The sequence below is a fragment of the Mesorhizobium sp. WSM4829 genome, assembly GCF_055811475.1.
This window is the reverse complement of the sequence record NZ_JBVVQJ010000001.1, coordinates 322179-341694: the sequence shown is the minus strand read 5'-3', so window position 1 is coordinate 341694 and position 19516 is coordinate 322179. Positions and strand designations below refer to the sequence as shown.

Genomic DNA, 19516 nt, shown 5'->3' with positions numbered 1-19516 from the left:
GATGGCGATCCATCGGCAGGCCGGGTGAGCCGGCTTCTTGACGCCTGATGGCGTGCTCAGGCCGCTTCGGAAACGTCCCTGTCCAGGATGGTCAGATTGCGGCCGCGATCCTTGGCCTGGTAAAGGCGGCGGTCGGCGACACGCATCAGATCCGATACGCCGGCATCCTCGCCGCAGGTGACACCGCCGATGCTGACGGTGAGGGGTATGACCCGCTCATCGACGGGACGGAAGCGGATCAGCTCGACTTCACGGCGAATGCGTTCAGCGACGCGTTTGGCTTCCTGTTCGGTGGCGCCGACCAGAAACGCACCGAATTCCTCGCCGCCGATGCGGCCGATCACGTCGCCGCTGCGCACGCCGCGCTCGATCGCGCTTGCAATCAGGAGCAGCGCATCGTCGCCGGTCAGATGGCCGTAGCTGTCGTTGATGAGTTTGAAGTGATCGGCGTCGATGATCAGCAACGCACCGCGATCGGATTTACGCCGGGTGGCCTCGAGGGCGGCGAAGAAGCTCTCGCGGTTGAGCATGCCGGTCATGTCGTCGCGGCTTGCCTTCTCCGACAGGCGCCGATGCGCAGCGGCGAGCTGGGCATGAGCGCGGGCAAGGTCGCGATGAGCGCCTTTCAACCTCTCGCCCTGCCAGAACGTGTAGGCGCTGGCGATCCAGGCGAGCACCAGCGGGCAGACCGTGGACGTCAGCCAGATCGTGCGGTTGATCGGAAAGCCCATTGCCGGAACGACGATCAGCGTCAACAACAGCGAGACTGCGAGGGAGGCGAAAGCGACGGCGGCAGACTTCAGAAATATGCGGCTCATCGCTGGTTCCCCCTGGACCGTCTGTGTGCCAGCAAGCCCTGAATGGCACCTTTCGGCGATGCCTAAAATTTGAACCATCGCGCGTTTTTCGCCACCCATGACGCGCATAAGTTGTGGATAAAGCCTCTGCCAAAAGCATTGTTTCGTGCCATAAGGGGTTGCATGACCACGCTCCCGGATCCCGCCCGCTTTGCCCATGTCACCGACTGGGTGTTCGACCTCGACAACACCCTCTATCCGCACCATTCGAACCTGTTCTCGCAGATCGATGTAAAGATGACCGCCTATGTCGGAGAACTGCTGACGCTGCCACGCGACGATGCCCGCAAGCTGCAGAAGGAACTCTACCGGGAATATGGCACGACGCTGAACGGTCTGATGGCGCGCCACGGCATCGATCCCGACGACTTTCTCGAGAAGGTCCATGACATCGACTATTCCTGGCTGGTTCCCGATCCCGTTCTCGGCACCGCCATCCGCCAGCTTCCCGGCCGCAAGTTCATCTTCACCAATGGCGACCGCAGGCATGCCGAACGCACCGCGCGCCAACTCGGCATCCTCGATCATTTCGACGACATCTTCGATATCGTCGCTGCCGGGCTGAACCCCAAGCCGGCCCGCCAGACCTACGAGAAGTTCGCGGAACTCCACGCGGTCACCGGCCACAATGCGGTGATGTTCGAGGATCTGGCCCGCAACCTGTCCGTGCCGAAATCGCTGGGCATGACCACCGTGCTGGTTGTGCCGCGCAACTTCGAGCCGACCTTCTCGGAAATCTGGGAACGCGACCCGGGCCACGAGGACGATGTGGATTTCGTCACCGACGATCTTGCCGAATTCCTCACCGCGATCGTCGACATCACCGCTTGAGCCGTTGCTTCGTAAAGCCGGATCGAAGCCCGCGGCCTAAAGCTGATAGAAGCGGCTGATGATCCCCCAGGCTTCGTCGGCGGTGTCGACGAAATCGATGATGTCCTGGTCGCCAGGGGTGATCGTGCCTTGCTCGGCGAGGAAATCGAGATCGATCGCCCGTTTCCAGAAAGCCTTGCCGAACAGGATCACCGGCACGCGCTCCATGCGGCCGGTCTGGATCAGGGTCAGCGTCTCGAAGAATTCGTCCATCGTGCCGAAGCCGCCGGGAAACACCGCGACAGCCTTGGCGCGCATGACGAAATGCATCTTGCGGACCGCGAAATAGTGGAAGTTGAAACAGAGCTCCGGCGTCACATAGGCATTCGGCGCCTGCTCGTGCGGCAACACGATGTTGAGGCCGATCGACGGGGCGCCGACATCGTCGGCGCCGCGGTTGCCGGCTTCCATCACGCCGGGTCCCCCGCCTGTCACCACGACGAATTCGCGATAATAGGAGGTGGCCGACTGCTGCGAGCAGAGCCGGGCGAATTTTCGCGCTTCCTCGTAATATTTGCTGTTTTTCTCGAGGTTTTCCTTCTGCGTCTCGTTCTTGGCCGCCCAGGCTTCACCGCCGGGCTCGGGTATGCGCGCCCCGCCGAACAGGATGACGGTCGAGCCGATGCCGCGCTCGGCCAGGATCATCTCCGGCTTCAACAGTTCGAGCTGCAGCCTGACCGCGCGCAATTCGCGCCGTGTCATGAAGTCGGGATCGTTCCATGCCAACCGGTAGGTCTCGGCACGCGTCTGCGGCGTGTCCGGCACGCTTTTCGACCGCTCCAGATCCTCGTCCGAATGCGGCAACGGCGTCCACCCCGCCTTTTCCATAGGAGTCATATTACCTACCCGTCCAATTATTCACTTGCGCCGTCTCGCGACGCAGGCGCGATTGACCCTCACCAAGCCTTCACATAGGGTCCGGCGACTTTCAAAACAGGTTAAGGTGCGGCCCCTTAACAGCTTGGTAATGGAGCGAATTCATGTCAAAGCCCGATCTGGCGAGCCTCGAAAAGACCATCGAAACCGCCTTCGAGGAACGCGAGACGATTTCGACGGCAACCCGCGGCGCAGCGCGCGACGCCATCCAGGCGGCGCTCGACCTGCTCGACCGGGGTGTTGTCCGCGTTGCCGAGCGCCAGGCCGACGGCAAATGGCATGTCAACCAGTGGCTGAAGAAAGCTGTGCTGCTGTCGTTCCGACTCAACCCGATGGAGATCATCAAGGGTGGTCCGGGCCAGGCCGTGTGGTGGGACAAGGTACCGTCGAAATTCGACGGCTGGAGCGCCATCGACTTCGAGAAGGCAGGTTTCCGTGCCGTGCCGTCATCGATCGTGCGCCGCTCCGCCTACGTCGCGCCAGGTGCCGTGCTGATGCCGTCCTTCGTCAATGTCGGCGCCTATGTCGACAGCGGCACCATGGTCGACACATGGGCCTCGGTCGGCTCCTGTGCCCAGATCGGCAAGAATGTGCATCTATCAGGCGGCGTCGGCATCGGCGGCGTGCTGGAGCCGATGCAGGCCGGCCCGACCATCATCGAGGACAACTGCTTCATCGGCGCACGCTCCGAAGTGGTTGAAGGGTGCGTCGTGCGCGAAGGCTCGGTACTCGGCATGGGCGTCTTCATCGGCCAGTCGACCAAGATCGTCGACCGTGCCACCGGCGAGGTTTTCTACGGCGAAGTGCCAGCCAATTCAGTGGTGGTGGCGGGCACGATGCCGGGCAAGAACGTGCCAGGCGAAAACTGGGGTCCCAGCCTCTACTGCGCCGTCATCGTCAAGCGGGTCGATGCCAGGACCCGTTCCAAAACCTCGATCAATGAACTGCTTCGCGATTGATCTTTTCAAAAAAACGGACCTACCCGCTTGCTCGACAGACCTCGATTTCTATGGCTTTTCTTCAGCCTTTCCGGGCGAGTGAACCCCAGCGCCTATGTTTTGGCGGGTCTTTTGCCGCTCCTCACTCAGCTTTTCCTGCTCTACCAGTTCTCGCGAACGCCGTTGGGCACTGCTGCAAGTCAGTACTGGGCGCTCGCCTGGTGGATCGCTGTGGTCGTCTCGACATGGTCGACCTTTGCGCTAACGGCGAAGCGGTTCCATGATTTCGGCAAGCCTACCTACTACGCATTGATCTCTCTCATCGTCGGCGCCATTCTCCTTGTCATTCTGGCCTTTTTCAAAAGTGATCCCGGACCCAACCGCTACGGCAAACGCACCAATGCGCCGGCCGAATCCTGAGCGCCGGGCGGGTCTCTAGCCATGCGCTACCGCACGCTGGATGCGAAACTGATCATCGAAACTGCCGAGCGACTGGAAAAACGCGTCGCCGAGCGGTTTCCCGATACCGGCTTGCGTGGCGTCGCTATAGAACTTGTGTCGCTGTCGCGTGATCTGGCCAAGGCGGCGAAGGCGCTGGAAGCGCCGATCTGGTGGCTGCGCGGCGTCGTCATCGTCACCATTGCCGCCGGCGCTCTGATGTTCCTGTTCGTCGGCACCATCCTGCCGCTCGGCCGCATCTCGGGAGCCCACGACGCCATCCAGTCGGTGCAAGGCATCGAATCCTTGATCAACATGATCATCCTCGCGATGCTCGGCTTCCTGGCCTTGATCCGGACCGAGGAGCGCATCAAGCGCAAGCAGGTGTTTCGCAAGCTTCATGGCTTGCGATCGCTGATCCATGTCATCGACATGCATCAGCTAACCAAGGATCCGGCAGCGCTTTCAACCGATTTCAAGCCGACATCGCATTCACCGGCACGCATAACCGACCGTGCCGACCTCGCGCGCTACCTCGACTATTGCTCCGAAATGCTGTCGATCACCGGCAAGATCGCCGCACTGTTCGCGCAATCGGTCAACGACGATGTGGTCGTCGATGGCGTCAACGACATCGAGTCCCTGGGCTCCAATCTGTCGCGAAAGATCTGGCAAAAGATCACGCTGATCGACGGTCCATTGCGGTCGGCTCGTCCAGGTACCTAAGCTAATCTTAATCACCTTGGTCCAGCATGCCCCGTGAACACTGTGTCGACCGGCACGGAGCACTCAACTGGCACACGACGAACCGCTGGCCAACCCGAAAACGCGCGGAAAGCGAAGCGCCGGCGCGCGGCTGTTCGCCTGGTTTTCCTCGCCGATCAGAGCGGAACCGGAAGCTGTCCGCGCGCGGCTTCTCGACACCACTTTCGAGCGCAAATTCGCTGTCCTGTTCGGCACCATCAGTGTCCTGGTGCTGGCAGTCGGCGCCGCGGTCGTTACCGGCGACCGGTGGCCCTACGCCTGGATGGCGGCCGACCTCATCCTGTTTGCCGTCCGCTTCCTGCTGATGCGGGAATGTGAGCGGACCCGCAAGCGCGGGGGAACGGGGCCGCTGGCAGGCCTCATGACCGCCGGTGGGTCATGGTCGTTGATTTTCGGCCTCGGCTGCTATGGCTGCGTCGTCAGCGGGGATATGGCGCTTGCCGTGCTGGCTGCCTTGAACGTCGCAGGCGTCGTCGGCGTGGTGTCGTCACGCAACGCAGCGACCCCGCGCTATGCCATATTCGTCATGCTGGCCGTAAGCCTGCCTTTCCTGGTTGGCGCGCTGTTATCTCCGGCGCCCGGAATGTCGATCGTCGGGTTTCAAGTGCCTTTCTATGTGGCCGGCGTCATCATCGTGCTGCTTCAAAATCATGCGATCAACGCCCGCATGATCCGCGCCGAACTGGACAATCGCGATCTGGCGATCAAGGACGCGCTCACCGGCCTGCCAAACCGCATCTTCCTTCAGGAGAAACTGCGCGGCATGTGCAGCGAGCTTGCGATGCCGGCAGCAAACGGCGGCAGGCCGTTTGCCGTTCTCAGCATGGACCTCGACGGCTTCAAACACGTCAATGACCGCTTCGGCCACGCGGTCGGCGACATGCTGCTGCGCAAGGTAGCCGAACGATTGAAGCGCGCTTTCCGACCGGGGGATGTGGTCTTTCGCATCGGCGGTGACGAATTCGTGATCCTGCTGCCCGACACATCCGAGATCGAAGCGACCATGCTGGCAAAGCGCGCCATTGAGAAGATTTCGGTACCTTTCGACCTTGGCGTGGGCACCGCAATACGCATCGGGTTGAGCATTGGAAGTGCCTTCGCGCCTGCCGACGGCGGCGAGCCGGAACTTCTTCTCACCTGCTCCGATCACGCGCTCTATGAAGCCAAACGCACCGGAAAGGGCCGTTACCGGGCGCACGTGCGGGCCGCGAACTGACCACAGCGATTATTGGGCCTTTGTCGCTCAGTCCATGCAATATCCCGTATCCCGCCTAAGTGCGTCGCGTCTGAAGCGACTCCTACGACGCACTTTTAAGCCTTTGTTTATGCGCATTTGCCCAAAACCGCTGCGCCCGCACGGGTCAAGCCCGAGGCCATGCCTTTTGGGCGACATGCATCAGGCCTGCGACAATACGCCATGAAAACCATAGTGTCGGCGGGATGGCTGGCCCTTATGTCTGGCCGTGACAGGCCTTGCGCTTTCGACTAACGATTTTGCCCATGACGTTGCCGACCGATCCCGCTGGAAATCTCGCCGCCCTCATCCGCTGCCCCTCCGTGACACCCATCGAGGGCGGGGCACTGAGCACGCTGGAAACAATGCTGAAACCACTCGGCTTTTCCGTCGAGCGCCCGGTGTTCTCGGAGGACGGCACGCCCGATATCGAAAATCTCTATGCGCGGCGCTCCGGCAACGGTCCGCACCTGATGTTCGCCGGGCATACCGACGTGGTGCCGGTCGGCGACGAGACCTCATGGACGCATCCGCCTTTCGCTGCCGAGATCGCCAAGGGTGAGATGTTCGGTCGCGGTGCCGTCGACATGAAGGGGGGCATCGCCTGTTTCATCGCCGCCGTGGCGCGCCATCTCGATTCGAAAGGCGGCCTGAAGGGCTCTGTCTCGCTGCTGATCACCGGCGACGAAGAAGGGCCGGCCATCAACGGCACGACAAAGCTGCTCGAATGGGCGGTCGCCAAGGGCGAAAAATGGGATGCGTCGATCGTCGGCGAGCCGACCAATCCCGATGCGCTGGGCGACATGATCAAGATCGGCCGGCGCGGCTCTTTGTCCGGCAGCATCATCGTCAACGGCCGCCAAGGCCACGCCGCCTACCCGCAGCTTGCCGACAATCCGGTGCGCGGCCTGATGACGCTGGTCGACGCCTTGCTGCAGCCAGTCTTCGACAAGGGCACCAAGGACTTCCAGCCGACCAATCTGGAGGTGACCTCGATCGACGTCGGCAATCCGGCCACCAATGTTATTCCGGCAAAGGCGACTGCCACCTTCAACATCCGCTTCAACGACACATGGACCGCCGAGACCATCCAGGCGGAAATCCACAACCGTCTCGACAAGGCGGCGAAGCGAAAGAAATACCGGGCCGGCAAGACGATGCCGGTCGATTACGAACTCGCCTGGCGCGACCGGCCGAGCCACGTCTTCCTCACCCGCGACGAGCGGCTGGTCGAAGCACTGAGCGGTTCGGTCAAGGCGGTGATCGGCAGGAAGCCGGCGCTTTCCACCTCCGGCGGCACCTCCGATGCACGCTTCATCAAGGATTATTGTCCGGTGGTCGAGTTCGGGCTGGTCGGCAAGACCATGCACATGGTCGATGAACGCGTTGCACTTGCCGACCTCGAGACGCTGACGCAGATCTATCAGCGCTTCATCGAAGACTGGTTCGAGCAAGGCGCATCGTAATCATGCTTTCGTCGGATGAAACCTATGCTTCGCTCAACGGCGCCTGGCGACTGATGCTCGGCAAGGCCGATGGGCTGCGCCAGTTCGACCTTTCGGCCGACGGTTTCTGGAATTCCTTCTTCGCCATCGTCGTCGCGGCACCGGCGCTGATCGTCGGTTGGGTCGGCCTCGCCAACGAGATCGGCGATCCGAATGCATTCGCCGGACGCTTCAGCATGCTGATCCGTCTGGCGACAGTCGACATCGGCGTCTGGGTGTTGCCGCTTGTCGGCCTTGCCCTCGTCGCGCCGCGCGCCGGCATCGGCGGGCGCTTCGTCCACTATGTCGTCGCCAGCAACTGGGCGTCGGCGATCATCGCCTGGATGATGCTGCCAGCGGCGTTGATCAGGCTTTTCCTGCCGTCCACCAACGAGTTCGCCGTACTGGCGTCGCTGCTTTTGTTCGCGCTGTCGATGATCCTGACCTGGCGGATGACAAACGTCGCCATCGGCAGGGGCGCGGCTGTCGGCAGCGCTGTCTTCGCCGGAATGTTCGTGGCGTCGCTGGTCGTTCTGTTCGTGCTGCAGGCGCTGCTCGGCATCGTTGCGCCGAGCGGAACCGGCACTTGAAGCATCCAACTGAATTTGTCCGAATCCCCGGTGTGGTTTCGCTTGCTGACGTTGGCGCCGCCCCTCACCTGCCTGCCGGCATCCTCTCCCCGATAGTGACGGGGAGAGGGCAGCTCTCATCAACGATTTTGCCAACCACAGACGTTGCAAGAAGGATGCTGCGGCTGCGGCCAGCCTCTTCTCCCCGCACTATACGGGGAGAAGTGCCCAGCGGAGGCGATGAGGGGCAGCGCCAACTCCCACAATTGGTTAAAGACGACGAGGACTGATTTTTACTCAGTCGTGTGCCGCCTGCGGGTAGTCCACACCGATGAGAAAAAGTCCGTCGGGCGGCGCCACCTGGCCACAGGCTGCACGGTCGCGCGCGTCGAGCGCCGCTTTCAGGTCGGCAATTGTCCAGCCGCCTTCGCCGACGCGCTTCAGCGAGCCGACCATCGAGCGCACCTGATTGTGCAGGAACGAGCGCGCCGAGGCTCGCACTTCGATCATGTCACCCAGCCGACTGACATCCAGCCGGTCGAGCGTCCGGACCGGGCTGTCGGCCTGGCACTGGGTCGAGCGGAACGTGGTGAAATCATGCCGCCCCAGCAGCACCTTTGCCGCATCGTGCATGGCCTCGGCATCGAGCCGCTTCGGCACCCACCAGATCTTGCCCTTGTCGAGCGCCGCCGGCGCGCGCCGGTTGACGATACGGTAGAGATAGTGGCGGCCGATCGCCGAGAAACGCGCATCGAAGCTATCCGGCACCACAGCCGCCTTGAGGATGGCGATGCGCGCCTTGGCCGTTTGCAGGTGGGCGTTGACGGCATCGCGCACCTTGTCATCAGGCCACGCCCTGACGAGATCGACATGCGCCACCTGACCGGTCGCATGGACGCCGGCATCGGTGCGGCCGGCGCCGCGCAGCGAGACCTGTTCGCCGCAGAATTTCTCGATCGCCTGTTCGATCGCCTGCTGCACCGAAGGCTGGTCTGCCTGGCGCTGCCAGCCGGCATAGAGGCTGCCGTCATATTCGATGTCGAGGCGAAAACGCGGCATTCCCAAGAAGGATGAAGTTAGGCGGCGAGCGCGGTGCCGAAAGCCGAAGCGTAGACCAGCTTGCCGGTCTCAGGCGCTTCGCCCCAGACCAGCGCCTGCAGCGCTTCGCCCTGGAACTCGCTTTCGAATTTTTCGGCGCGCGCGTGACTGTAGCCGAAGCGGCCATAATATGCGGGATCGCCAAGCACCACCGCCAGCACCTCGCCGGCATCCTTCAGGCGGATATGCGCCTCGCGGACTAGCGCACCGCCGATGCCGGTGCCATGGAATGACGGCTCGACCGCCAGAGGCGCCAGCGCCACCGCCGGAAAGCTCTTGCCGCCGTTCTGTACGTAAAGCCGCGAAAACAGAATATGGCCGACCACCTGTCCATCTTCTTCCGCCACCAGTTCGACGACGGCATCGCCGCCGCTGACCAGCGCGTCGACCAGGCCGGCCTCCGCCTGCTGGCCGAATGCGTGTTCCTCGACCAGGCGGATCGCCTCGCGGTCCCGCGGCGTTGCCGCGCGTATCGACATCATGCTCATGAGAATTTCGTTCCTTTTTCGAGCTTGGCCCCGCGCAGAAACTCCTGCGCGGCAATGGGCCTTCCGCCCGCACGTTGAACTTCGACCAACCTGATCGCGCCTGACCCGCAGGCGACCGTCAGCCGGTCGTCGAGAATTCCTCCCGGCTCGCCGGCGCCTTGCGAAAGCGTCGAGCGAAGCAGTTTCAGCCGCTCCGGGCGGCCGGCAATTTCGATCTCGCACCATGCGCCGGGAAAGGGCGACAGGCCGCGAATATGATTGTGGACTTCGCCAGCAGGCCGCGTCCAGTCCACGCGCGTCTCCGCTTTATCGATCTTTTTGGCATAGGTCACCCCCTCCGTCGCCTGTGCGGTAAAAGTCAGGGCATCCCGTTCCAGACGAGCCAGCGCTCCCGCCATCAGCGCGGCGCCAATGTGCATCAGCCGATCATGCAGTTCGCCGGCCGTCATATTGGGGCCGATGGCGCATTTTTCGGCCATCGCCACCGGGCCGGTGTCTAGGCCCTCTTCCATCCGCATCACCATCATGCCTGCCTCGGTATCGCCGGCCATGATGGCGCGCTGGATAGGGGCGGCGCCGCGCCAGCGTGGCAACAGCGACGCGTGACCATTGAGGCAGCCGAGCCGCGGCGCCTCGAGAATGGGTTTGGGCAACAGCAATCCATAGGCGACGACGACGGCGACATCGGCCCGCAAGGCGCGGAACGCCTGCTGCTCGGTCTCGTTCTTCAGCGACACCGGCGTCCGCAGTTCGAGGCCCAGCCGCTCGGCATCGCGCTGCACCGGCGACGGCGTCAGTTCCAGCCCGCGGCGACCGGCGGCGCGCGGCGGCTGAGTGTAGACGGCTCCAATCTCATGTCCAGCATCCGCGACCGCCCGCAGCGTCGGCACCGAGAATTCGGGCGTACCCATGAAGATGACGCGCAAGGGCATTTTGTTCGGCCGTTAAGTCGGCTCAGTCGAAGTCGCGAACTTTGCGGGTCGGCGACCGAAGTCGCGTTTCCTTTCTGCTTCGATTTCGTTCATGATCTTGGCGAATTCATCGCCAATTGCGTTTTCAGCAGCGAATGCCGCGCGAATCGCGTCCCATGCCGAAAGACCCGGCTCCAGCCTTGCTTGCCTTTCGGCGACCATGCCTTCGCGCAGAAGAGCTATCGCCTTGCCCGACAGGCTCTGGCCGCTCTTACGCGCCGCCTGCTCGATTTCCCGCTTCAAGGGTTCGGGAATATTTCTGGTCAGCATGTCGCTCATCGGCGTCTCCATTTCCTGATCTGGAACAGGGTAGAGGGGCGCTGTCCCGCCAACATCTTCGAAAGGTTCAGCATCAAACTGCGCGAGTATCGCCCTATCCCACTAACTTGCCCGGCGCCTTGCTGCCTGATGGTTTGTCCCTGGCGAGCTTCTTGAACTTCTTCACCACCATGTCGCGCTTCAGCTTCGAGATGTGGTCGATGAACAGAACGCCGTTGAGATGGTCGATTTCGTGCTGCAGGCAAGTCGCCATCAGCCCTTCGGCCTCGATCTCCTGCAGCTTGCCGTCGCGATCGAGATATTTCACCCGCACGGCGGCAGGGCGCTCGACCTCGGCATAGTAATCCGGGATCGACAGGCACCCCTCCTCGTAGACCGAGCGCTGATCGGCGCTCTCAAGAATCTCGGGATTGATGAAGACATGCGGCGCCGGCGGCTCGTCTTCCTTGGCGAGGTCGATCACCAGCATGCGCAGCGGTTCGCCGATCTGGATCGCCGCCAGACCAATGCCCGGCGCGTCATACATCGTGTCCAGCATATCGTCGGCCAGTTTGCGCAAGGCGCCGTCGACGCGCTCGACCGGTTTCGAAACCTGGCGCAGGACGGGATCGGGAAGGATGATGAGCGGCTTGATCGACATGGCGTCTCACCTAAGACCTCGCACGAAAAGCGTCAACCGGGGCATTTGCAGCGGCGTTCACGTTTTGATCTGTGTCGTCAGGCCGAATCATCTATGCTGTCCGATATGAACGACCTGACCACCATCCTGTCCGAACCGATCGCCCGGCTCGGCGCCACCACGATCACGCTCGGCCACGCGCTGGCATTCGGCGCGGTCCTGTTCCTGGGCCTGTTCGTGGCGCTCGTCGTCGCGCTCTGGCGCTCGGCCAAGGCGCGTGCGGTGGCTGCCGCGGAAGCCGCCGACCACGCCCGCGACGCCGAGGCGCGGATGGCCGGCATCCTGGCAAGCCAGGCCGAGATGCAGGGCCGCATGGGCGCCATCGCCGAAGTGTTCGGGGCGCGGCAGGCCGAACTCACGCAGTCGATCGGCCAGCGTCTCGACGCGATGACCGGCCGTCTCGGCCAGACCATGACCGAGCAGACGAAATCGACGCATGAAAGCCTCGCCAAACTGCAGGAGCGGCTGGCGGTCATCGATACAGCGCAAGGCAACATCCAGTCGCTCGCCAGCCAGGTCGTGCAACTTCAGGCAATCCTCTCCAACAAGCAGACGCGCGGCGCCTTCGGCCAGTCGCGCATGGAGGCGATCGTCGCCGATGGCCTGCCGCACGGCGCCTATGAATTCCAGGCGACCCTGTCGAACGGCAACCGGCCCGACTGCCTGGTGAAGATGCCGAACGGAGCGCCTGCACTTGCCATCGACGCCAAGTTTCCGCTGGAAGCGTGGAATGCCATCCGTGCCGCCGAAGGCGCCGATTTGCAGAAGGTCGCCGCACAGGCGTTCCGGCGCGATATCGAGGTGCATGTCCGCGATATTTCCGACAAATACCTGATCCAGGGCGAGACGCAGGACACCGCCTTCATGTTCGTGCCGTCGGAATCGGTATTCGCCGAGATCCACGAGAATTTCGAGGGGATTGTCCACAAGGCGCACCGCGCCCGCATCGTCATCGTCTCGCCGTCGCTGCTGATGCTGTCGATCCAGGTCATCCAGGCGATCCTCAAGGACGCCCGCATGCGCGAGCAGGCGCATCTGATCCAGGGCGAAGTCATCCGGCTGATGGAGGATGTCTCGCGCCTCGACGAGCGGGTGCGCAAGCTGCAGAGCCATTTCGGCCAGTCGGCCAAGGATATCGACGATATCCTCGTCTCGACGTCGAAGGTGACCAAGCGCGGCCAAAAGATCGAGGCGCTGGAGTTCGGCGCGCAGCCGACGGAGGGCGACGCCGGATCGGGCAGCGCGAAGACCGAAGCGGGTGCGCGCGTCGCCGATTCCAAGACCGGCCAACTGCGGCTAAGGGTCGTCGAAGGCGACGACTGAGAGGCTACTGCTCCTCGACGATCATCGTGCCTTCGAACTCCGGCAGCCAAGGCAGCGCCGAGCGGTGCCAGATCTGTTTTCTCGGGATCAGTTGTTCGCGCTGCCGCGCCGTGCCGACCCTGATGCCGTAGACTTTCGGCCCGTCGCCGACCGACGTGGCATAGAGGTGCGTACCGCACTCGCCGCAAAAGGCCTGGGCGCGCCTGGCGCCGCTCGCTGCGGTCTTGATGTAGATCTTCGGCGTGCCCTTGGTGATCCGGTAGTGCTCCTCCGGCGCCGGCACGGTCACCCGAAACGCTGTTCCGGTCAGCTGCTGGCAATCGATGCAGTGACAAATACTGGTGTTGTCCGGATCGACCTCCGCCTCGTAAGTGATGGCGCCGCAATGGCACCCGCCGTCGATTTTCATCTTCGCTCCTCCCTTCAGCCGAGCCTCGATGCGTTGGAGCTTAACGGCGCACCGGCCGAAGCTCCACCGGCAATCACAACGCGCGAACCGTCCGGTGGTTCAAGACTGCGGCGCCGACGCCTGTTCGATGACTTCTTCCGTCCAGACCTTGAAACCGGCCAGCATACCCGGCCCGAAGATATGGGTCAGCGGCACATCGGCCGCGTCGCGGCCGGAGGCGATCAGGATGCGGCCGATGCGCGGCGCATTGTTGCGCGGATCGAAGGCATGCCAGCGGCCGCCGAGATAGACCTCCATCCAGGCGGCGAAGTCCATGTCCGACCACGGTTTCGGCAAACCGATGTCGCTGATGTAGCCGGTGCAATAGCGCGTCGGGATGTTCAAGGCGCGGCAGAAGGCGACGGCGAGATGGGCAAAGTCGCGGCAGACCCCGCTTTGCTCACGATAGGCCTCTGCTGCCGTGCGCGTCGGCCGCGCGTTGCCGTAGTTGAAGATGATGTGGTTGTGGACGAAATCGCAGACCGCCTGCACGCGTGGAATACCGAGCGGTGAGTGGCCGAACAGCCGCCACGCCTCGTTCGCCAGCACGTCGCTCTCGCAATAGCGGCTCGGCAGCAGGAACAGCAGCGTCTCCGACGGCAGGTCGCGCACCTCGTGCTGCCACGCCACCAGATCGCTCATCTCGAAACTCCCGGAATCGCGGATCACCGCGTCCGTGCCGAAGGTGAAGCGACCGGGCGGGGCGACAAGGCGGTTGCACCAATTGCCGAAACTGTCGCGGTAGCTCTCGATCGGCACCGGTGGGTTCGAAGTCAGGAAATCCGGCCGCACGAGATCGGACGCGCGGGAATAGTGAACGTTGAGCATCGCGATCAGCGGCGTTTCCTGCGGAAAGTCGAAGCTCATCTCGCAGCCGATATGGATTCGCATTGTCGTCCTGACCGTCCTGCCGGATCACCACCCGGCGAAGGCACGGGCCGTTGCTGCAGTGCAAAAAAGATCATCGCACGGACCAGCGCGGTTTACGAGCGAATTAGAAACGGTTGACAGCCGACGACTGGCGCCGGCGCCAGATTATGCCTCTTGCGGTCGGGCGTTTCTCTTGGTTCATTTCGCTTGCCACAATTGGAGGAAACGAATCATGGCTAAAGGTGCGATGAAGGCGGGCAAGGAAGCCCGCAAGCCGAAGAAGGACGCGAAGAAACCTGCCGCTGCCCCGACCCTGAAAGCGCCGCCCGTCAAGGCGACCAAACTCAAGGACAAGTAAGCCTCGGCGTTTCGGCGCAGTCATGACCGACGGCATTCCAGGACCATCGACATTCAGCGACTGGTCCTGAAGTGCTGTCGGCGCTGCTGTTGATTGGGCATTTCTAAATCAATGCCGCGAAGACGACTTCGCGCTTTCCGAAAAGACCGGGACGACCCGCAGTCCAATGGAGCGTTCCGATGTCGTGGATTCTTCTCTTCTTCGCTGGCCTGTTCGAGATCGGCTGGGCGATCGGCCTCAAATACACTGACGGTTTTTCGAAGCCGCTTCCGACCGTCCTGACGGTTGCCTCGATGGTCGTCAGTCTCGCCTTGCTCGGACTGGCGCTGAAGACGCTGCCGGTCGGCACGGCTTACGCGGTGTGGACCGGCATCGGCACCGTCGGCACGGCGCTGCTTGGCATCTGGCTGCTCGGCGAGCCTGCGACCGCGATCAGGCTGGCCTGCATCGCACTCATCGTCTGCGGCATCATGGGATTGAAACTCGCGGCGTAAAGCGCGTGCGTCTGAAGGGACTCATGCGACGCGCTTTACGCTCTTTTTTATGCATGTCCTCGTCCCAAAACCGCTGCGCACTTTTGGGCGACATGCATTAGTTTTGCTGCAAGGCAGCAGCACAAACGCCTTCAGGGCCGCTGCAAGGCGGCCCTGAATTTGATTGGTAAATCGCGCTTGGAGCGCTAGCGAGCGGAAAAGCCCGGAGGCGTCCTGCCGGTGCGCTGCTTGCGCGCCGCATAGCGCGCGTCGCGCTTGGCTTTGCGCTCGGCCTCGTCGGCAAGCAAACGAGCGATGCGCTCGTTCTCTTCGGCTTCCCGGATCTTAGCTTCCGCCTGCGCCGCTTCTTCCGCAGCAATCCGCGCGGCTTCGGCAGCAGCTTCGCGCTCAGCCTTTTCGGCCGCTTCGCGCGCCAGCTTCTCCTGCTTCAGCCTGGCCTTTTCGGCCTCGCGTATCGCACGGGCTTCGAGGATCGCCTTGCGTTCGGCCTGTCGTGCCAGCACCGCTGGATCGTCTGCTGCCGGCTTTGCCTTGAAGCGCTCGAGAAGCGCCTTCTTTGCCTCGTTTGCGGCATTGCGCCGCTCGAAAACGTCTTTTTCCCTATAGATAGCCAAGTCCACTTCCCTGGAGTCAATTTGCGAGGCTTACATACGCGTGAAAACCCAGAGTTCAAGCGCCAAAACGGTATGCCAGCCATGAAATTCTGAGCTGTTGCAGCCGGGAGACGCATTTTCGGCTGAATTCGGCTGAAACGGACATGCACTGTTCACCATCCGACCCTCTGGCGGCGCGGCGGACTGGTCGCTACCTGTAGCGCGAAAAACAAAACACCAGAACAAAACACCAGGATGACAGATGATGGAACTCGGTCTCTACACCTTCGCCGACGTCAGCCCGGAATCAGGCCCAGGCACCATCGGTGCGCATGAGCGGCTGCGCAACCTGATCGAGGAGATCGAGCTGGCCGACCAGGTCGGCCTCGACGTGTTTGGGTTGGGCGAGCATCACCGTCCCGATTATGCGGCTTCAGCGCCGATCGTAGCCCTGGCCGCAGCCGCCGAACGCACCCGGCGCATAAAGCTGACCAGCGCGGTCACTGTGCTATCCTCCGACGACCCGGTCCGTGTCTTCCAGCAGTTTGCAACGCTCGACCTTCTATCCAGCGGCCGGGCCGAGATCATGGCTGGGCGCGGCTCGTTCATCGAATCCTTTCCGCTGTTCGGCTACAATCTTGAGGACTATGACGAGCTCTTTGCCGAAAAGCTCGATCTGCTGCTTGCCGTCCGCGATCATGTCAAGGTGAGCTGGTCGGGCAGGCTGCGCGCTCCGATCAACGATCGCGGCGTCTACCCCCGCCCGCTCCAGGACAGATTGCCGATCTGGATCGCGATCGGCGGCACGCCGCAATCCGCCGCGCGGGCCGGTGCGCTCGGCCTGCCGCTGGCGTTGGCCATCATCGGCGGCGAGCCGGCGCGGTTCGCGCCGCTGTTCGATATTTACAGGGAAGCGGCCAAGCGGGCTGGCAACGATCCGGCTGATCTGGCCACCAGCCTCAACGTGCACGGCTTCATTGCCGCGACCACCGACCAGGCGGCCGACGATTTTTATGGGCCGCAGGCCGAGGTGATGAACCGCATCGGCCGCGAGCGCGGCTGGGGTCCGACGTCGAGAGCACATTTCGACCAGTCGCGCGGCCCGAACGGCGCGCTGTTCGTCGGCAACCCCGAACAGGTGGCCGAAAAGATCATTGCCCAGCACAGGATATTCGGCAACGACCGCTTCCTGCTGCAAATGGCGATCGGCACCATGGCGCACGCCAAGATCATGAAGGCGATCGAACTCTACGGCACCAAGGTGGCACCGATCGTGCGCAAGGAAACGGCGAAGGCGATCCCCGCCGTTGCCGCGCCGGCCGCCTGACTCGCCGGCCAGGTAGGGCCTAAGTCATCGTCAGCGCCGGCTAACGCATCGGCCGAAAATCGGAATCGATTTTCGGGCCGATGGTAAATTCAAAGCGTTAGAGCGTACTTCGAGCGTCCAGGTGGACGCACGTCGCTCCAACGGAACCTTGAAGCCGCAAAGGCGTTTCCGCCAACAGCGTACACCAATCGCAGTGTGCCGCCGAGGGCCAGAATGAAAGCCGAACCCGCCGCTTCGGGCGCTGCCGAGAGCCCCGATCCGCGCGTCGAGGCGCGTGCGGACATGCACCTGATACGTTCGCTGCTCGTCGGCATCTTCATCCTTATGGCGATCTACGCGCTCTCCTTCGCCCGTGCCTTCTTCATGCCGGTCATCCTGGCTTTCCTGCTGGCGCTGACGCTGACGCCGATCGTCCGCTTCCTGCGCAAACACGGCATGCCCGATGTGATATCGGCGACACTGCTGGTGGTGCTGTCGGTCAGCATCCTTGCCGTGGCCGGCTATCTGCTCAGCGGCCCGGTCATCGACCTCATCAACAACACCTCGGTGATTGGCCAGCAGCTGACCGAACGTCTCGCGCAACTGCGGCGTCCTTTCGAAAGGATCATGGAGATTTCGCGGCAGATAGAGGGACTGACGCAGACCTCCCAAGGGCCGGGCGTCCAGAGGGTAGCCATGGCGCAATCGGGCATCCTCTCGCAAGCCGCCGGCAATTTGCTGTCGGCGGGCACCAGCCTCATCATCGTCTTCGTCCTGTCGCTGTTCCTGCTCGCCTCCGGCACGATGTTTTATGAGAAGATCGTCGAATCCTTCCCCAGTCTCAGCGAAAAGAAGCGGGCACTGCGCGTCGTCTACGACGTCGAGCGTGAAATCTCGCACTATCTGCTTACCGTCGCCGTCATCAATACATGCCTGGGCGTGATCATCGGACTCGGCCTCTGGGCACTCGGCATGCCCAACCCGCAGGTCTGGGGCGCAGCAGCGGCTCTGCTCAATTTCCTGCCCTATATCGGGGCGCTGATTACCATCACGCTGGTCACGATCATCGCGCTGATCAGCTTCGACAGCATCTCCTACGCGCTGCTGGCGCCGGCCTTCGTGCTGTTGTGCGATACCGTCGAAGGCCAATTCGTGACGCCGACGGTGGTCGGCCGCCGCCTAGAGATCAATGCCGTGGCGATCCTCATCGCCATTGCCTTCTGGTCCTGGCTGTGGGGTCTCGTCGGCGCGCTGATGGCGGTGCCGCTGCTGGTCGTCATCAAGGTGTTCTGCGACCATTTCGACGGCCTCAGCCATGTCGGCAATTTCCTGGCGGCGCAACATACGGCGGTTGAGGACGAAGAGATTTCAGAAACCGACACGGCTGCGGGCGTATGATCCGAGAAGCGGGATAAGCTGCGGCAGGGAACCGTGGATTGTAAATTCCAGAGCGCCCCTTTTTGCTTGGGTGGACTCATGGGCGTCAGTTCAATTTTTTGAATTTGCGGCCATCGCGGTCGGTTCCTACATCCCTCCCGTCCACAGGATCCCCGCCGCCCATGACCGCTCTTTCCGTTCTCGACCTGTCGCCGATCGTCGAAGACAGCAACGCTTCGCAATCGCTCGCCAATTCGCTCGATCTCGCCCGCCATGCCGAGCGGCTGGGATACAGGCGCTATTGGCTGGCCGAGCATCACAACATGCCGGGCATCGCCAGCGCCGCCACCTCCGTCGTCATTGCCCATGTCGCCGGCGGCACCACAACGATACGCGTCGGCGCCGGCGGCATCATGCTGCCCAACCATTCGCCGCTGGTCATCGCCGAGCAGTTCGGCACGCTCAACGCATTGCATCCGGGCCGCATCGACCTCGGCCTCGGGCGGGCGCCGGGCACCGACATGGGCACGGCGCGCGCGCTGCGCCGCAACCTCGAGGCCGGCGCCGACAGTTTTCCGCAGGATGTCGTCGAGCTGATGGGCTATTTCCAGCCGGCCGAAGACGGTCAGCGTATCCGCGCCGTGCCCGGCGAGGGCGAGCAGGTGCCGATCTGGATTCTGGGCTCGAGCCTCTATGGTGCGCAGCTCGCCGCCATGCTCGGCCTGCCCTACGCCTTCGCCTCGCATTTCGCGCCGGCCGAACTCGACCACGCACTGGAGATCTATCGCTCGCGCTTCCAGCCGTCGAAACAGCTCGACAAGCCCTATGTGATGCTCGGCCTCAACGTGTTCGCTGCACCCTCCGACGCCGAGGCGCGGCTGTTGTTCACCTCGCTGCAGCAGGCCTTCGTCAATCTGCGCACAGGCCGGCCCGGCCGCTTGCCGCCGCCGGTCGACGGATATGAGCGCGACCTCGACCCGATGGCCAAAACCATGCTCGACCAGGCGCTGTCCTGCGCCGTCGTCGGCGCCCCGGAAACGGTCAGGCAAGGCATCGAAGCGTTCGTGCAGCGCACAGGCGCCGACGAGTTGATGGTTACCGCGCAGATTTTCGACCACGCAGCGCGGGTGCGATCCTTCGAGATTCTGGCCAACATCCACAAATCGCTGTCAGAAGCGGCCTGACTTTTTTGCGACGCTGC

Annotated in this window: 23 protein-coding genes; 13 read left to right on the top strand and 10 right to left on the bottom strand. The window is 62.8% G+C overall.

The features are described 5' to 3' along the window. Nucleotides 1-56: 56 nt before the first annotated feature. Nucleotides 57-818 carry a GGDEF domain-containing protein gene (locus tag AC0L17_RS01500; RefSeq protein WP_023801575.1) on the bottom strand — a complete coding sequence of 254 codons (762 nt, stop codon included), beginning with the start codon at nucleotides 816-818 and terminating at the stop codon, nucleotides 57-59. A gap of 162 nt (nucleotides 819-980) precedes the next feature. On the opposite strand from AC0L17_RS01500, the gene AC0L17_RS01495 reads away from it, so the two are divergent. Then, nucleotides 981-1688 carry a pyrimidine 5'-nucleotidase gene (locus AC0L17_RS01495; RefSeq protein WP_023801574.1) on the top strand — a complete coding sequence of 236 codons (708 nt, stop codon included), beginning with the start codon at nucleotides 981-983 and terminating at the stop codon, nucleotides 1686-1688. A 36-nt stretch (nucleotides 1689-1724) separates the two neighbouring features. Here AC0L17_RS01495 and AC0L17_RS01490 read toward each other — a convergent pair whose 3' ends face one another. Continuing rightward, entirely contained in the window at nucleotides 1725-2564 is an 840-nt protein-coding gene (locus tag AC0L17_RS01490; protein WP_023801573.1) for an LOG family protein, read from the bottom strand. A gap of 143 nt (nucleotides 2565-2707) precedes the next feature. Here AC0L17_RS01490 and dapD point away from each other — a divergent pair, with 143 nt between their 5' ends. The 6 genes from dapD (at nucleotide 2708) to AC0L17_RS01460 (ending at nucleotide 8052) form a co-directional block, all read left to right on the top strand. Next, nucleotides 2708-3562 carry a 2,3,4,5-tetrahydropyridine-2,6-dicarboxylate N-succinyltransferase gene (dapD, locus tag AC0L17_RS01485; RefSeq protein ID WP_128175767.1) on the top strand — a complete coding sequence of 285 codons (855 nt, stop codon included), beginning with the start codon at nucleotides 2708-2710 and terminating at the stop codon, nucleotides 3560-3562. Between the two features lie 27 nt (nucleotides 3563-3589). Next, nucleotides 3590-3961, top strand: coding sequence for a DUF805 domain-containing protein (locus AC0L17_RS01480; protein ID WP_027152133.1), 372 nt, complete (start codon nucleotides 3590-3592; stop codon nucleotides 3959-3961). Between the two features lie 21 nt (nucleotides 3962-3982). After that, nucleotides 3983-4705: a hypothetical protein gene (locus AC0L17_RS01475; RefSeq protein ID WP_287284277.1), complete on the top strand. Its 723-nt coding sequence runs from the start codon at nucleotides 3983-3985 to the stop codon at nucleotides 4703-4705. Nucleotides 4706-4952: 247 nt separating this feature from the next. Continuing rightward, the gene (locus AC0L17_RS01470; RefSeq protein ID WP_473514486.1) at nucleotides 4953-5960 is read left to right on the top strand and encodes a diguanylate cyclase domain-containing protein; all 1008 of its coding nucleotides are present in this window, start codon (nucleotides 4953-4955) and stop codon (nucleotides 5958-5960) included. Between the two features lie 284 nt (nucleotides 5961-6244). After that, nucleotides 6245-7444, top strand: coding sequence for a succinyl-diaminopimelate desuccinylase (gene dapE / locus AC0L17_RS01465; RefSeq protein ID WP_473514485.1), 1200 nt, complete (start codon nucleotides 6245-6247; stop codon nucleotides 7442-7444). Between the two features lie 2 nt (nucleotides 7445-7446). After that, on the top strand, nucleotides 7447-8052 hold the full coding sequence (locus tag AC0L17_RS01460) for a hypothetical protein (RefSeq protein WP_023801567.1): 606 nt from the start codon (nucleotides 7447-7449) through the stop codon (nucleotides 8050-8052). A 276-nt stretch (nucleotides 8053-8328) separates the two neighbouring features. Here AC0L17_RS01460 and truA read toward each other — a convergent pair whose 3' ends face one another. From truA to def, 5 genes are all read right to left on the bottom strand, one after another. Continuing rightward, on the bottom strand, nucleotides 8329-9090 hold the full coding sequence (gene truA / locus AC0L17_RS01455; RefSeq protein WP_473514484.1) for a tRNA pseudouridine(38-40) synthase TruA: 762 nt from the start codon (nucleotides 9088-9090) through the stop codon (nucleotides 8329-8331). A 17-nt stretch (nucleotides 9091-9107) separates the two neighbouring features. After that, nucleotides 9108-9617, bottom strand: a complete 510-nt coding sequence (locus tag AC0L17_RS01450; RefSeq protein ID WP_128184972.1) for a GNAT family N-acetyltransferase — start codon at nucleotides 9615-9617, stop codon at nucleotides 9108-9110. Next, entirely contained in the window at nucleotides 9614-10549 is a 936-nt protein-coding gene (gene fmt / locus AC0L17_RS01445; protein ID WP_473514483.1) for a methionyl-tRNA formyltransferase, read from the bottom strand. The genes AC0L17_RS01450 and fmt overlap by 4 nt, the downstream gene beginning before the upstream one ends. 12 nt (nucleotides 10550-10561) lie before the next feature. Further along, a complete protein-coding gene (locus AC0L17_RS01440) occupies nucleotides 10562-10867 on the bottom strand; it encodes a plasmid stabilization protein (RefSeq protein ID WP_473514482.1) in 306 nt (101 codons plus the stop codon). Nucleotides 10868-10961: 94 nt separating this feature from the next. Then, on the bottom strand, nucleotides 10962-11507 hold the full coding sequence (gene def, locus AC0L17_RS01435; RefSeq protein WP_128170220.1) for a peptide deformylase: 546 nt from the start codon (nucleotides 11505-11507) through the stop codon (nucleotides 10962-10964). Between the two features lie 105 nt (nucleotides 11508-11612). On the opposite strand from def, the gene AC0L17_RS01430 reads away from it, so the two are divergent. After that, entirely contained in the window at nucleotides 11613-12869 is a 1257-nt protein-coding gene (locus AC0L17_RS01430) for a DNA recombination protein RmuC (protein WP_473514481.1), read from the top strand. 4 nt (nucleotides 12870-12873) lie between these two features. On the opposite strand, the gene AC0L17_RS01425 is transcribed toward AC0L17_RS01430, so the two are convergent. Next, nucleotides 12874-13278 (bottom strand): GFA family protein, encoded by a 405-nt coding sequence (locus AC0L17_RS01425; protein WP_023801560.1) that lies wholly within the window; start codon nucleotides 13276-13278, stop codon nucleotides 12874-12876. Nucleotides 13279-13377: 99 nt separating this feature from the next. Further along, nucleotides 13378-14208: a transglutaminase-like domain-containing protein gene (locus AC0L17_RS01420; RefSeq protein WP_473514480.1), complete on the bottom strand. Its 831-nt coding sequence runs from the start codon at nucleotides 14206-14208 to the stop codon at nucleotides 13378-13380. Between the two features lie 211 nt (nucleotides 14209-14419). Between AC0L17_RS01420 and AC0L17_RS01415 the strand changes: the two genes are divergently transcribed. Then, the gene (locus tag AC0L17_RS01415) at nucleotides 14420-14545 is read left to right on the top strand and encodes a hypothetical protein (protein WP_023801558.1); all 126 of its coding nucleotides are present in this window, start codon (nucleotides 14420-14422) and stop codon (nucleotides 14543-14545) included. 179 nt (nucleotides 14546-14724) lie between these two features. Continuing rightward, a complete protein-coding gene (sugE, locus tag AC0L17_RS01410) occupies nucleotides 14725-15039 on the top strand; it encodes a quaternary ammonium compound efflux SMR transporter SugE (protein WP_091596354.1) in 315 nt (104 codons plus the stop codon). A gap of 185 nt (nucleotides 15040-15224) precedes the next feature. On the opposite strand, the gene AC0L17_RS01405 is transcribed toward sugE, so the two are convergent. Further along, the gene (locus AC0L17_RS01405) at nucleotides 15225-15653 is read right to left on the bottom strand and encodes a DUF6481 family protein (RefSeq protein WP_023801556.1); all 429 of its coding nucleotides are present in this window, start codon (nucleotides 15651-15653) and stop codon (nucleotides 15225-15227) included. Between the two features lie 244 nt (nucleotides 15654-15897). Here AC0L17_RS01405 and AC0L17_RS01400 point away from each other — a divergent pair, with 244 nt between their 5' ends. The 3 genes from AC0L17_RS01400 (at nucleotide 15898) to AC0L17_RS01390 (ending at nucleotide 19499) form a co-directional block, all read left to right on the top strand. After that, nucleotides 15898-16959 carry an LLM class flavin-dependent oxidoreductase gene (locus AC0L17_RS01400; protein ID WP_473514605.1) on the top strand — a complete coding sequence of 354 codons (1062 nt, stop codon included), beginning with the start codon at nucleotides 15898-15900 and terminating at the stop codon, nucleotides 16957-16959. A 213-nt stretch (nucleotides 16960-17172) separates the two neighbouring features. Then, nucleotides 17173-18336: an AI-2E family transporter gene (locus AC0L17_RS01395; protein ID WP_473514479.1), complete on the top strand. Its 1164-nt coding sequence runs from the start codon at nucleotides 17173-17175 to the stop codon at nucleotides 18334-18336. Nucleotides 18337-18497: 161 nt separating this feature from the next. Then, on the top strand, nucleotides 18498-19499 hold the full coding sequence (locus AC0L17_RS01390; protein WP_473514478.1) for an LLM class flavin-dependent oxidoreductase: 1002 nt from the start codon (nucleotides 18498-18500) through the stop codon (nucleotides 19497-19499). Nucleotides 19500-19516 lie beyond the last annotated feature (17 nt).

Bases quoted from the DNA above. Each gene is read 5' to 3' on its own strand.
- fmt (WP_473514483.1), bottom strand. From the start codon at position 10,549: ATGCCCTTGCGCGTCATCTTCATGGGTACGCCCGAATTCTCGGTGCCG.
- AC0L17_RS01500 (WP_023801575.1), bottom strand. From the start codon at position 818: ATGAGCCGCATATTTCTGAAGTCTGCCGCCGTCGCTTTCGCCTCCCTC.
- AC0L17_RS01495 (WP_023801574.1), top strand. From the start codon at position 981: ATGACCACGCTCCCGGATCCCGCCCGCTTTGCCCATGTCACCGACTGG.
- AC0L17_RS01395 (WP_473514479.1), top strand. From the start codon at position 17,173: ATGAAAGCCGAACCCGCCGCTTCGGGCGCTGCCGAGAGCCCCGATCCG.
- dapE (WP_473514485.1), top strand. From the start codon at position 6,245: ATGACGTTGCCGACCGATCCCGCTGGAAATCTCGCCGCCCTCATCCGC.
- dapD (WP_128175767.1), top strand. From the start codon at position 2,708: ATGTCAAAGCCCGATCTGGCGAGCCTCGAAAAGACCATCGAAACCGCC.
- AC0L17_RS01390 (WP_473514478.1), top strand. From the start codon at position 18,498: ATGACCGCTCTTTCCGTTCTCGACCTGTCGCCGATCGTCGAAGACAGC.
- AC0L17_RS01440 (WP_473514482.1), bottom strand. From the start codon at position 10,867: ATGAGCGACATGCTGACCAGAAATATTCCCGAACCCTTGAAGCGGGAA.
- sugE (WP_091596354.1), top strand. From the start codon at position 14,725: ATGTCGTGGATTCTTCTCTTCTTCGCTGGCCTGTTCGAGATCGGCTGG.
- AC0L17_RS01420 (WP_473514480.1), bottom strand. From the start codon at position 14,208: ATGCGAATCCATATCGGCTGCGAGATGAGCTTCGACTTTCCGCAGGAA.
- AC0L17_RS01490 (WP_023801573.1), bottom strand. From the start codon at position 2,564: ATGACTCCTATGGAAAAGGCGGGGTGGACGCCGTTGCCGCATTCGGAC.
- AC0L17_RS01475 (WP_287284277.1), top strand. From the start codon at position 3,983: ATGCGCTACCGCACGCTGGATGCGAAACTGATCATCGAAACTGCCGAG.
- truA (WP_473514484.1), bottom strand. From the start codon at position 9,090: ATGCCGCGTTTTCGCCTCGACATCGAATATGACGGCAGCCTCTATGCC.
- AC0L17_RS01400 (WP_473514605.1), top strand. From the start codon at position 15,898: ATGGAACTCGGTCTCTACACCTTCGCCGACGTCAGCCCGGAATCAGGC.
- def (WP_128170220.1), bottom strand. From the start codon at position 11,507: ATGTCGATCAAGCCGCTCATCATCCTTCCCGATCCCGTCCTGCGCCAG.
- AC0L17_RS01450 (WP_128184972.1), bottom strand. From the start codon at position 9,617: ATGAGCATGATGTCGATACGCGCGGCAACGCCGCGGGACCGCGAGGCG.
- AC0L17_RS01430 (WP_473514481.1), top strand. From the start codon at position 11,613: ATGAACGACCTGACCACCATCCTGTCCGAACCGATCGCCCGGCTCGGC.
- AC0L17_RS01460 (WP_023801567.1), top strand. From the start codon at position 7,447: ATGCTTTCGTCGGATGAAACCTATGCTTCGCTCAACGGCGCCTGGCGA.
- AC0L17_RS01425 (WP_023801560.1), bottom strand. From the start codon at position 13,278: ATGAAAATCGACGGCGGGTGCCATTGCGGCGCCATCACTTACGAGGCG.
- AC0L17_RS01415 (WP_023801558.1), top strand. From the start codon at position 14,420: ATGGCTAAAGGTGCGATGAAGGCGGGCAAGGAAGCCCGCAAGCCGAAG.